This is a genomic window from Candidatus Chlorohelix sp. (genome assembly GCF_037138995.1).
Lineage (GTDB): Bacteria > Chloroflexota > Chloroflexia > Chloroheliales > Chloroheliaceae > Chlorohelix.
On record NZ_JBAXHI010000003.1, the window covers coordinates 146,370 to 159,114 of the forward strand.

At 46.3% G+C, this 12,745-nt stretch carries 7 protein-coding genes; 3 read left to right on the top strand and 4 right to left on the bottom strand.

Translation table 11 applies throughout. The features are described 5' to 3' along the window. Nucleotides 1–246 precede the first annotated feature (246 nt). Nucleotides 247–2,913: a protein kinase gene (locus WCK19_RS02860; protein ID WP_342395843.1), complete on the top strand. Its 2,667-nt coding sequence runs from the start codon at nucleotides 247–249 to the stop codon at nucleotides 2,911–2,913. Nucleotides 2,914–3,237: 324 nt separating this feature from the next. After that, the gene (locus tag WCK19_RS02865; protein ID WP_342395844.1) at nucleotides 3,238–3,849 is read left to right on the top strand and encodes a hypothetical protein; all 612 of its coding nucleotides are present in this window, start codon (nucleotides 3,238–3,240) and stop codon (nucleotides 3,847–3,849) included. Between the two features lie 103 nt (nucleotides 3,850–3,952). Here WCK19_RS02865 and WCK19_RS02870 read toward each other — a convergent pair whose 3' ends face one another. Both WCK19_RS02870 and hemG read right to left on the bottom strand, forming a co-directional pair. Next, complete coding sequence (locus WCK19_RS02870; protein ID WP_342395845.1) at nucleotides 3,953–4,477, bottom strand: methylated-DNA--[protein]-cysteine S-methyltransferase; 525 nt, start codon at nucleotides 4,475–4,477, stop codon at nucleotides 3,953–3,955. A gap of 652 nt (nucleotides 4,478–5,129) precedes the next feature. Beyond that, complete coding sequence (hemG, locus tag WCK19_RS02875; RefSeq protein WP_342395846.1) at nucleotides 5,130–6,563, bottom strand: protoporphyrinogen oxidase; 1,434 nt, start codon at nucleotides 6,561–6,563, stop codon at nucleotides 5,130–5,132. Nucleotides 6,564–7,026: 463 nt separating this feature from the next. On the opposite strand from hemG, the gene WCK19_RS02880 reads away from it, so the two are divergent. Then, nucleotides 7,027–9,432 (top strand): MMPL family transporter, encoded by a 2,406-nt coding sequence (locus WCK19_RS02880; protein ID WP_342395847.1) that lies wholly within the window; start codon nucleotides 7,027–7,029, stop codon nucleotides 9,430–9,432. Between the two features lie 13 nt (nucleotides 9,433–9,445). Here the strand turns inward: WCK19_RS02880 and WCK19_RS02885 are convergent, their stop codons facing one another. Then, on the bottom strand, nucleotides 9,446–10,978 hold the full coding sequence (locus tag WCK19_RS02885) for a hypothetical protein (protein ID WP_342395848.1): 1,533 nt from the start codon (nucleotides 10,976–10,978) through the stop codon (nucleotides 9,446–9,448). Between the two features lie 112 nt (nucleotides 10,979–11,090). Then, nucleotides 11,091–12,656, bottom strand: a complete 1,566-nt coding sequence (locus tag WCK19_RS02890) for a hypothetical protein (RefSeq protein WP_342395849.1) — start codon at nucleotides 12,654–12,656, stop codon at nucleotides 11,091–11,093. Nucleotides 12,657–12,745 lie beyond the last annotated feature (89 nt).

A 12,745-nucleotide genomic window follows, 5' to 3' on the forward strand; every position in this document is an offset into this window, starting at 1 on the left:
CCCCTATTTTATACCTTTTATAAGTTTAAGAGATTAAGACAGTTAGAATGTTTGGCAAAGATATAGTTGGTTTTATGTTGACACTTTTATGTTTACTTGATAGCATAACTGCAATATCCAAAAATGAGCGCATGTAGCCGTAAATAACGAGTGTAGCTTCTTGCCTTATAGCTATTTTCGCGCATACATTTTTTATTTATGGGAAACATACCTGCCGCAATTGGCTTATGCAGGAGAATAGTTGGGATGATAGGTTTTTTGCTTAAAGAGAGATACCGAATCGTCAACCAGATTGGGGTTGGCGTTACTTCGACTGTGTTTGAAGCGGATGATATTCAGACTGGTAATAGGGTTGCAATAAAAGTTCTAAAGCCAGAACTAAACCAGAACCTTACCTTTTTGCAACGTTTTAGACGCGAAACTCGCACTACTCAATCCATCAATAGCCCTTACATTGTCAAGGTTTACGACTACGATATCCAAGATGGACACAATTATATTGTAATGGAATTAGTGCGCGGCAAAACTCTGCGCCAGTTGCTGGACGAAAAAAGCCCTTTGCCTATAATCCAGAGCTTGCGCTACACCATCCAGATTCTAGACGGTGCGACTGAAGCGCATCGCGCTGGTATCGTGCATCGCGACCTCAAGCCTGCCAATATAATGGTAACTAAGGATGGTACGGTGAAGGTGATGGATTTCGGTATCGCCAAAGATGCAGCGATGACTTCTATTACCTCGGACGGTTCGGTTATCGGCACACCCTACTATATGTCGCCTGAACAGGTGAAAGGTCTATCGGTAGATTCTCGCTCGGATGTGTATGCCATCGGCGCAATCCTTTACGAAATGTTGACTGGAACGCCGCCTTTTGAATCGGAGTCCACCTACGCTATCATCACGATGCACATTGAGAAGCCGCCTACTCCCTTGAATGTAGTCAATAACAATATCCCAATGCTTCTTAACGCGATGGTATTGAAAGCACTTGCTAAAAGACCGGAAGACCGTTACCAGAATGCCAGTGAAATGGCTTATGCCTTGCGACTTTATCCCGGTATTACCAGCGAAGCCTCCCGCACCGTAGATGGTCCAACTGTGCCGATACCGCATTTGTACATGCCGCATTATCAGGCGCAAACTCCTACGCCGTCCCAGTACCTCCCACCAAGCCAAACACCCCCTTTTGTGCAGGAACTAATCGGCAACGACCATACTATCCAACCGGGAATGCAATCGCTGCCGCCTACCCAAAACTATAGCCCTACGCCTTTGCCTTCCGCTTCAAACCCGCCTTATAATATGCCGCTTCCGCCGCAAAATGCTCAACAAAACCCGCAATCGCATTTTATACAAGAGTTGATTGGCAATGACCATACCATCCAACCGGGAATGCAATCGTCCGCGCAACCGCCAATTCCACCCGCGATTCAAGCTTATACTCCTACGCCACCGCCCATTCAAAACTATAATCCAACTCTGCCTCCAAACGGTCAAGCCTTTATTCCGACGGCGCCCATGCCGTTGGTGGGCTACAGCCCTACGCCGCCACCGCTGGTAGATTATACTCCTACCCCGCCAGCGCCTATACAAGGTTATAACCAGACTCCATTTCCTGCTGCTCAGTCCCCAATGCCAGCGGGAGCGCAATCGCCAATTCCACCCGCGATTCAAGCTTATACTCCTACGCCACCGCCCATGCCAAGAGCGCAGGGTTATCCTATATCACCCCAAAATAAGAAAAAACATGCTGTTTCTTTGTGGCTGGTTATCATGTTAGGGCTGTTAGCGCTTGTGGGCGCAATCGCGCTGGTAATTATGCTGGCAACCTCAAATGGCTCTACTACGGTAGCGCAGAATACTACTGCTCTGCCAGCGTCAACTGTTACCACGAGTGCGACCACTGTCGCGCAATCGGTTACTACTGCGACTACCTCTACGCAAACCGCTTTGGTTGCAACTACTGCTACTGCTAGTCTATTACCTATGCCCGATCCCGATGCTACCGCTTTTAATGCTGCTTCCGCTGCGTTGCAAGCTAAAGACTGGAAAAAAGCTATTAGCTTGCTGGAAGGGCTTGCTGCTCATAACTTCAGAACGGCTGAGGTAAATGATCGTTTGAAAATAGCGTACTGTTCTTACGGACGCGAGCAATTAGGCGTAGCCGACCCATCCGAGCTTCAAGTTCTGCTGGATAAATGCCTTGCCCTTGACCCGAATAACGCCGATGCAAAAGAGGCATTCGAGCGTATCAAAAACTACCGCGAAGGGGCAATATTCGCTTCGCAAAGTAACTGGGCAGCAGCTATACCTCCGTTTGAAAAGGTGTACGCTCTCGATGTGAACTTCCGGGATACAGGTACATTGCTGTTTAACGCTTACCGTCAGTATTTGGGCGCACTTACCGACCTAAGTAGTTATAACGATGCCTTGCTAGTGTGCGATAAAGCGAGACAAATGACTAACGGCGCCGATTACTCGCAAATTGACGCTTCCTGCAAGCGAGTCCAGCAATTAGCCGCGCCTACTGTGCCTGCGCCGACACCAAAACGAGCGCCTACTGCTACCCCTCGCACCTGTTTTAGCAATTTCTTTGCTTATAATGTTGGGCAACCCGGCGTAAACAATGTGGCTGACCTTGGTTCTAGCTCTATCATGGGGTCGGTAATCAACCGCAACAAAGGCGCACTTGCTGGGGCAACTGTGCGCGTGAGTACGGGTGGTTTTAGTTTTACCACTCAGACCGATGGGGGTGGACACTACCGCATCGGGGGGCTTGGCAAGGGTACATGGAACGTAGTGGTAATCGCTGCGCCGGGCTACTCCATTTGCACCTCTCTATCGGCAGCAGTCACGGTAAGCGGTGAACCCTCTTTTGTCGCCTCCGCTGATTTCGTAGAATCCGAGCCGTGATATAAAATACTGGCGTTTGTCTTGACGCAATTTGGGAAAAGTGTATAAGAGGTAGAATCAGGCAAGGGGCATAAAGCTCCTTGTTTTTTGTTTTTACTGAATCCGCTATTCCGCTCCCTTAGCATATTTAAAAGGCAGAGCATTTCTGAATTGTAGTATAAACTACTAAAAATGAGTGAATTTACTATATAAACTGATAAATAAGTCAATTTTTAAAAGCCCAATCGGGTGATTGGCAAATATTTTGTTTCTCAAGAGCAATTCTTTAGCTGGATTCAACACCGAGCGCGTATCTGAAAAAAACAAAGTGAGGTTAAATTGTTTATGCAAACAGGTGCTAAGGTAACATCCCAACAGGATGAAACAATGGTAAAACATGAAATTGAAACCAATTTTGAAGGAAATATTACACCGGAAATGGTTGAAGACTTCCAGAAAGAAGTTTTTGCTTGGAAAAAAGATTACTTTAAACGCCACCCCATTAAGGGAGCCTTGATTGTAACTTTCGTGACCTTGCGGATTTTCTACGGCTTGTTTTTTCTATTTGCTTTCAACCAAAAATACTCAAAGCGCTGGATGACTACTGATATTATGCAGAAACATTTCCGCCAGCGTTATCAAGAATTAAAGCCGAATTCGTTTTCGGCGCGTTATCTGAAGTTTTTTGGCATTCCCTTTTACAAACCAATTGCTTGGGTTTTGGTGCCTAGCCAATTAATAATTGCGCTGAGTATGGTTTCCGGCACTGCTACAAGGAAAAACGGGGCTTTATCACTTTTTATATTATTGAATATTGCTGCTGGAGGTTATGGCAATCCTACCTTGCCGCCTTTTATAATCAACGCCATATTTTTGTCGGTATTGCCATCCGGTCAATGGCTGGGATTTGACCAAATACTTTGCAAACGATTTCCAAATAATTCTTTGTTCGTTTAATTAGGAATTCGCTAGGTTTTGCCGATTATCGAACACCTTATTTTCCCAAACACTCCTCCATTATTACAATAATAAAGTAGAGATGGAGGCATGTTTGGGATTTTTACAGGTCTAACATTAGTGGTTTCAAAATGGCGTTTTCGTGCTGAAGTAACCAGCGTTTGCGCTCAAGTCCGCCCGCATAACCGGTAAGGTTGGCGTTTGCCCCGATTACTCTATGACATGGTATGACTATTGCGATAGGGTTAAGTGAATTTGCCAAGCCAACTGCACGTGCCGCTCCGGGTTTACCCAATTTTGCCGCCAATTCTCCATAAGAGGCAACTTTCCCTGCTGGTATATCTCGCAACGCTGTCCACACCGCTTGTTGGAAAGGTGTACCTCCGGGATTAACGAGGATTGAATTAAGACAATTAAAATCTCCTGCTAGATAGGCGCGTAATAAGCTGCTAAAACCGCAGGGGTCGGAACTTTCTTGAAGATGGGTATTTTCGTAGCGTTGTTGCAACAGTTTGAACATACGCCCCTCGTAACCAGTATAATCCAACGCGCACAAACGGTTATTATCCACTACGATTATTATTTCTCCAATTGGAGAATCTATTCGGTCAACCAGTAAATTAGGCATTACTCATATCCATACAAAATCAAAGCAAAATAGGACGCTTTGGCAGTATAAGCTATTCCTAAATGTTAGTAAAACTAGCTAAGGTTAGTTATAAGTGGCTAAAATAGCTCAAGCCGATTTGGTTTCTAGCCGTTTCTTTACTTAAATTAGTTATACAATAGCTATAACAGGCTATTTTTACAATATTTTAACCTAGTTTTACGTGGATTTAATCCTGTGAGGTTTAAAATATTAATAATTGATAAAAGAATAATTTTATTTAGGGTTTTTTTCCTCTTTATTACTTCCGTTTTGTTTGATAAGACGGAGTGCAGAGGCATGATACTGTATGCGTTAGTGGGCAAAGGCAGCCTAAATTAGCGATTTAATTCAAGCTGGCGTAAAGAATCATAGCCTTTCATGTTTAATTTTCCCCTAGGTAATAATACGCCAGTTTATTAGACATATCTATTTCAGCCTACTTCGGTGTCGAAGCGGGTTGCGTTAGTCCGCCTATCGCAACGGCGCGTTAGGTAAGTTTATCGCCACAATAATAAAACAGGGATAGTGCTAACTAGCTATCCCTTTATTTTTGAGCGGTATTTTGCTAGAAAATAAAACGAGGAGTTTTATACCCCTCGTGTTAATCGTTTATAAGGCTTGCCTGATACTTCTATTTCACTAACGTTTTTGCTTTTTCTGCGATTTGCGCTGCCACCCGTTTACCATCCGCAATACAGTCTGGAACGCCGACTCCCCTGAAAGCTGCTCCTGCCATGTACAAGCCTTCGTGCTGCGCCGTTAACCGCTCGATTTCGGCTACTCGTTCTTCATGCCCTACATCATATTGAGGGTTTCCCTTATGCCAGCGAAATACTTTGTTTAGCACGGGGGTAGCGTTAATACCCATCGAGTCACGCATTTCTTCCCGCACCATTTGCAACAAACTCGCTTCATCCTGTTCTGCCAGTTCTTCAGCGGAAGCGCCCCCTACAAAGGCGCGAACTAGCACATATTCTTCTGGGGCGCGCCAGTTGAATTTGGTAGATGACCACGCGCAAGCAATGATTTTGCGCTTTTCGCTGCGCGGCACTACGAAACCAAAGCCACTCAAGGAATGCGCTACTTCTTTACGGCGGTAGCCTAACGAAACGGTAGCAGTAGAAACATAACGAATCTCTTTCAGTTTTTTCGCCAATTTTGAATCCAACCCCTGCACAATACCGGCTGTGGCATAGGTGGGAGTGGCGAATATTACCGCATCTGCCTTTAAATGTGAGCCATCATCCAAAGTAAGGTCGTATGCTGTGCCATCATGTTGAATCGTTTCAACCTTACGATTTAGGAGCAATGATTTGGCATCAAGCTTTTCCACAATGGCTTCGGGCAACCGCTGCAAGCCTCCGCGTAGAGTCAGAAAGTTTGAATTAGGAGCTTTACTGGGAGTGTTGATGCTGGCTTGCTCTTTCTTTTTGGCGCGGGCTGCCTCAATCTTTTGGGTGATAATTCCTAGCAGTAGGCTACCGTATTTCTTTTCCATTTCAAGAAAGCGCGGAAAGGTGCTTTTCAGGCTCATGTGATCGGCATCAGCCACATAAATACCGGCTACCATCGGTCCCGCGATGCGGTCAAGCGCTTCTTTGCCAAGGCGACGACGCACGAAATCTGCTAGGCTCACGTCTGAATCGTCCTTGCGGCGCGGTATAAATAAATCCAGCCCCATGCGTAGCTTTCCGGGCCACGAAATCAATCCAGATTTCAGGAAGGGGGTGATTTTGGTAGGGATTATGAGCATAACGCCTTCAGGCATCCGGCGAAGTTTGCCGCGACTCCATACGAAAACCTTACGCGCTTCAGTGTTTGTTCCGATTAATTCTTCGTCCAGATTTAGGGAGCGGCACAAGTCAACTGCTGCCGTTTTTAGTGCATGGAACGAATCGGGCCCACCCTCGACCACAAAATTGCTTTGGCGTACCGTACTTACTTTGCCGCCGAAATGCGACGAACTTTCGATAAGTACATAGTCAATTGCACCCTGACCGAGTTGTTGCAGGTAATAGGTGGCAGATAACCCCGCCATTCCTCCTCCTATAATTGCTACTTTCATCGCCTAAACCTCGTAAATTTGCTCTTTGAAGCGGGCAACCTACCTGCAATGTCTGAGCTAAATGATTATATGTAGTTTCCGATGCTTCAAGTTTTCAGGTTCAACAGGAAAAGTAATACACACTCTATACTACCTTAATGCTGTATATCTTTACAGTATTCATGACTACAATCTGAAGGGAGTTAATTTCTGTGTTTCTTGACGGTTGTTCAGCCTCTAAACTATACTCAAATTAGGCAGGCTTGCTTGATGTAGCTTTGCTACAAAGACAAGCTGTATATATGATATTATAATCATTAAAAGCAGTTCGGACACAGGGGGTCTCTTTAGTTAGTAAATCACGTTTTTGAGGGTGGATAAGTTCAACTGTGAAAGTGCAAGAATACAGTTTGAGTAGTTCGCCTTAGTAGAGAGTGGCGTGACTCCCCGTACCTAAATCAAAAAAGCAAAGGTGGCTGAGGTCATGAAGGTAGATATCTCTGTAACTTCCCCAACACAAAACCCTGAATTAGCCGGAATCCAACCGCCCGTAAATAACCCAGTATATCGCTTAGGTAAGTTAGTTACTGGTAAGCGAGGGCGCTGGGTAGTATTGATAGTATGGATTTTACTGACGGGCTTATTGAGCAGCTTGCCGCCAAAACTGTCCAGCCTATATGATGATAATCTCGCTTCGGACATTGGCGATCAGGAATCGGTTCGAGCTTCCAAATTGTTGGAACAGGCTTTCCCTAATCGTAAAGGGCTGCCTGCGATAATCGCTTTTTACAATCCATCCGGTCTAACTGATAGTGATTTTGCCACAGCCCAGAAAGTCAGCGATTGGCTGGTTTCTGGTAATCAGCCCCCTAAAGTTGGGCAGGTACTTTCCATTTATACCGTGCCACAGTCCCGTTCGCAATTGGTTTCGGCGAATGGCACAACCATGACTATGATAGTTTCGCTGAATATTCTATCCTCCAGCGATAAAAGCTTGACCGATACAGTAAAGGCTATCCGAGAATTTACCGACCCTCTTGATGGACATGGCTCACCGCTACAGGTCAAAGTTACTGGCGCGGGTGGAGTTGCGGCAGATGCACAACTAGTTTTTGTCGGAACTGACGTAGCCTTACTACTTACTACCGTTGCGCTGGTTATGGTTTTATTAATCGTAATTTATCGCTCTCCGGTGTTGGCTTTACTGCCCTTGATTGCAGTAGGTATTACTCAAAGCGTAATCGGCGGGATACTAGCTTTAGCGGTTAAAGCCAATCTCTTCGGAATCAGTCAGATGGACAGTTCCATTATGACTATTCTGCTCTTTGGCGCGGGAACCGATTACACCATATTCCTTGTATCGCGCTACCGTGAAGAGCTACATTCTGCGCCTGACCGCCTAACAGCCCTTCGCACCGCTTATTATGGAGTGGCAAGTGCTATTTTATCAAGCGCGGGAACGGTCATAGCTGCTTTGTTAGTGCTGTTACTGGCGATAGTAGGTATCTACCATTCGCTTGGACCTTCTTTGGCGACTGCTATTGCGGTTATGCTTATTGCTGGCTTAACCCTAGTTCCGGCTCTCTTAGCGATATTGGGTAGTTTTGCTTTCTGGCCTTTTCGCCCCGACCTCAAAAAGAATAAGATTAGTACAAAACTCACTTTCTGGGGGAAACTTGCTCGACAGGTAAGCCATCATCCTTTGCAGGCAGTTCTGGGGAGTCTAGTATTCTTGCTGATACTTAGCTTGGGTAATCTTGGCGTAAATAATGTCTATAACTTCCTGACAGGGTTTCGGCAACCCACTGCCTCTGCCAGCGGTTACAAGATTTTAGCCAACAACTTTGAACCGGGCGCACTTGCTCCCTTCGATGTAGTTATACAGCTTAAAGATGGTACTAATGCTTATCAGAAATTAGTGGAAATAGACCAGATTAGTCAAGCTATTGCTACTAATTCAAGTGTGGCATTGGTGAGTGGTCCTACTCGCCCTGATGGCAAAACGCCTTCGGTTGACCCTGCCAGTTTGCAGCAGCAATTCGCAACCCTGCCACCCGCTCTTACCGAGGCAATCAGGTCTGGCAAGATGCCTACCACCGGGAGCATGCCGGGAGGAAGCTCGTTAAATCCTCAAATTATCGGGCTGTACGCCCAAACAATTTCCTATATTTCACCTAGCAACACGGTAGTTCGGTTGCAAATTACCCTAAAAAGCGACCCTTATGGAGTTCCAGCCCTTGACAGCGTTACACCTATCCGCACTATAGCCAAGCAAGCCACCCAAAAAGCCGGACTGGGCGAAAACGTTAGTTTGACCGGAATGACGGCGCAATTGGATGATACTCGCCAAGCCAGCGACCACGACAAATTGATTGTGATACCATTGGTCATATTACTAACCGGGCTTATTCTAGGTTTGCTATTGCGGAGTTTGGTAGCGCCCCTGTTCCTGCTTGCGGCGGTATTGCTCAATTTCTTTGCCGCGCTTGGCATCAGTTCGTTCTTGTTTACCACAATTCAAGGCGATGATGGTCTGTCCTACGCTACTCCGCTCTATGCCTTTATCTTTTTGGTGGCACTCGGCGCGGATTATACCATCTTCCTGATGTCTCGTGTCCGCGAAGAGGTTGCTAAATTAGGCATAGTAGAAGGCACTCAAAAAGCGGTGACCAATACCGGTGGGGTTATTACTTCGGCTGGTATAATTCTCGCCGGTACATTCCTAGTGCTTACTATTTTGCCTTTGCGGGATTTATACCAGCTTGGGATTGTGGTTGCAGTCGGTATTCTGCTGGACACTTTCATTGTACGCGGACTATTAGTGCCGGGCTTGGTATTGTTGTTAGGCGATGCCACTTGGTGGCCCAGTAAGAGATTAAAACGAGGCTAGTCGCTGTACAGCCTCAAAAACGGTAAAGCTGTACCCCTTCAGCGGAATAAACCAATTGCCAGCCCTTTGTGGCTGGCTTTAATTTGCCCAGATTTTGTTCGCGCCAAGTGTAAAGCAGGTAATTTAGCTGCCATGTTTGGATAATTTGCTGGCGAGTCGCATCTGGAGTTTCCAGCGCGAAAAATTGCTGCATAATTGCCAGCTTTTGCTCGGAATTAATTGTTTCCATTGAATGTCCGTAAAAGACATGTATTAGCAAGCGCCCGGGCAGCACATTTCCCAGTAATGGACCCGTCAGCACTACTTCCTCTGGCTTGCTATGTTGCTGTAGCCACTCTATCGCGCCAATTTCCCCCGCGCTCAAATACGGCACACGCACAGGGTCATTTAAATTATCTTGTGGTAGGTAAACCAGCGCAATTGAAATAACCACCATTACTACACTGGATAGGGCGCTTATTCCCACCAGCAACCGCCCTTTAAAATCAAACCTGAAGCGTTCTATAACCAAAAAGTAATAACCAGCAGCAGCTAGACAGCACAAGGGTAGGTGAATTCCTTCCAGAAAGCGGCGCGAAAAATTTAGCGGCAATGCCAATAGCCCTACCGTAACTAACAACCAAATCACCACCAATTGCCAGCGCCGATTTAAAAGCGAATTTTTACCAGCCAACGCGGGTAAGCGGCGGGCTATCCACCATATTTCTATAATTGACAGCGGTACTAACAGCCCGTAACCTGACAGCGAAGTGAGCGGATCAAGCGTGATGGTTTGGTTTTGGCTCATCCACGCTTTCAAGAGCGGGTCGTTTTCTGTCCCCCACCATGTCAGGAAAGGACCCGGCGTACCTGTCAGCCCCACCATTATTAGCCCAAGCATGCCCCACCAATCCGGGCGGCGGTTTGCGATAGACAACCACAACCAGTAAACCGCCAGTACCCCGGCAAGCGTAATCAGCAGGAAAGGATGTACAAATCCCAGAACCAGTGTTGCAATTGCCGCTTTCAAGTAGTGCAGCCATTGTTGTTGTTCAAGCCCCAATAGCGTTTCGGTTAACGCAAGTATTAATAACGCCGTTGCCAGCGGGAAATGGGGGTTAGCGAAAATGCTCAGAAAGGTATAACCCTCTGCCACCCAGAAATCCGGTGCATTTACGCCAAAGGCTACCAGCAACCAGCCAAAGCCGGATGCCACACAAACCAGCCGGAAAGCCAGCTTTTGCCTAACTATGTCGGTAAAAAGTAAGGTGATGAAACGATAACTAACTTCTAAAAGCAACCAGCCCGCCAGCACCCGCGCAAAATGGAATATCAGAATATTGGGGAGGTGGAGAAGTCCGGCTATCTTGCCTAATAGCAGGTAGAACACAAAGATAACTGCCCCATTGCCCCCCTGTTCACTGGTATGTGCCAAATGGAACACCCATGCGCCCTGTCGCCCTTCTTCCATTTTTGCCAGATAGGTATTGCCATCGTTGGCGTTAAAAAGCAGCCCGGTAAATTGCTGTCCTGCTGGCGTAACCACCCATGCCCAAACCAATGGCAATACGGTCAGGCTTAGCGTGAAAATTATCCAACGCCAGCGCCACCACGAATCGCTAACAGGTTGGGGCGCACTATCTTTATTGGTTGATTTTAGCGTTTGGGTACTAACTGGTTTATTCTCCCTCTTTGGGTATCAGAATCCAAGCGTAATCCTGTCCTTCGCTGCCTCGTAGGGTATCTATCAAGCGATAATGCTGGCGCACAGTTTGTTCAAAGCCTTCGGGCCAACGATACGCCCCGCTGCGTTCTTCGTGAAGTACATCGAAACCAAAGAGCATCATTTTGAAAGTATGCTGCTTTACATCTTCCACTAATAGTTGTCCATTCCGTTGTCCAACTCTGGCAAGCTGGCGAAAAATAAAGTGATCAAAAACCAGTTCGCTGCGTCCTGCTGCAAAAGTCGGACCGGTCAGTTCGATAAATAGTTTTTCGTTTGCGCTACCATATTGCTTTACATAACTAACAGCTTGTTGGAACGGCTCTCTTAGGTAATCATAATTATTGGGTTGGTACACCACCGGAATTATTGAAACCAGCAATACTATCATCTGCAATCCGGTTGCTATACGCCATAGCCATTGCCCAGTTTTGAAGGCGGATGTCGGAATTATTAAACACCCTGCCAGCACACATAGCGCGGCAATAGCCTCAAAGAAATAATAGTCTGCCGCGCCGGTTTTACCAACGGTCAGCGCAGTAGTAGCTGCCAATCCACCCCACAGTAAAGGCAGTCTCAAAGCGTTTTGATGCCGAACAATTGGCTGTGATAGCCACACCACCACTGCAATTATAGGAGCTTGTAGCAGCAGGAATAGAATCCAGTTACCTAGCATTTGGTCGAGCGCAAACGGGGTATAACGTTCCATCGCAATAAAGAAAAGATAGCGCCCCTCGGTAAGTAACGACAGCGCCAACACACCCAACCCAACCGCAAGCGCATAAACTCCGCCAAAAATAAACGCCTGCCGTCTTCGTCCTGCCAGAAACAGGTAAAGTGCCAGCGCCAACGGAGCGGCAACCAAAGATTGCTTTGTGAAAAATGCCAGCCAGAATAGCGGCAAGGGTTTAAGTAGTAACAGTTTTAAGCCCGGATTTTCTTGCGCCTTCAAGCTTTTAAGAGTGGCATATATTCCGGCAAGTATAAGGCTGATACCTAGCGCATCCACTCGTCCGATGCCGCCCCAGAAAATTACCGGATGTGTGCCTAGGAAAAGGCTGGCGGCAGTAAGGCTAACTAATCGGTCTGGGTTATATAACCGCGACAGCTTATATATGAAATAAGCAGTTAAGCACAAACCGGCAAAGGATAGCAACCGCATAGCATAAAGGGGTACGAGCCAACCGCTCACCCCCGGAACTAATGTCATAAGACGAGCTAATAGGGCAGAGAGGTAGGGAAATAGGGGCGGGTAAGCCAAAACGGTAGCAGCGTAGAAATCTGGCTTGAAATTATAAAGGGCGACAGGGTTTGGGTCTCTCAGAATTTGCTCAACGCCACCCAGCAGAAGACCTTCGCTGTAATCGAGTTGTATTGGAGCAAAAGCATTGATTATCAGATGCACTATAGTCTGACCGGCAATCAGGGTGGTAAGTATGCAAAATAGGAAATGCCATTTAAGTTGGAAAGCGCGTCTAATTTTGTTAACTTCTTTAGAAATATAAGTAACAAATTTTGACATATGATTAGCTTTTTTATTTCTTTGAGGTAAAATATACCACAAAGCTTGTAAGCCATCCTGATAAGATGCTTTGTTATAAAGATATTTGT

What these genes read in the sequence shown, in the direction of transcription:
- WCK19_RS02860 (WP_342395843.1), top strand. Translation starts at nt 247, where the DNA reads ATGATAGGTTTTTTGCTTAAAGAGAGATACCGAATCGTCAACCAGATT.
- WCK19_RS02865 (WP_342395844.1), top strand. Translation starts at nt 3,238, where the DNA reads ATGCAAACAGGTGCTAAGGTAACATCCCAACAGGATGAAACAATGGTA.
- WCK19_RS02870 (WP_342395845.1), bottom strand. Translation starts at nt 4,477, where the DNA reads ATGCCTAATTTACTGGTTGACCGAATAGATTCTCCAATTGGAGAAATA.
- hemG (WP_342395846.1), bottom strand. Translation starts at nt 6,563, where the DNA reads ATGAAAGTAGCAATTATAGGAGGAGGAATGGCGGGGTTATCTGCCACC.
- WCK19_RS02880 (WP_342395847.1), top strand. Translation starts at nt 7,027, where the DNA reads ATGAAGGTAGATATCTCTGTAACTTCCCCAACACAAAACCCTGAATTA.
- WCK19_RS02890 (WP_342395849.1), bottom strand. Translation starts at nt 12,656, where the DNA reads ATGTCAAAATTTGTTACTTATATTTCTAAAGAAGTTAACAAAATTAGA.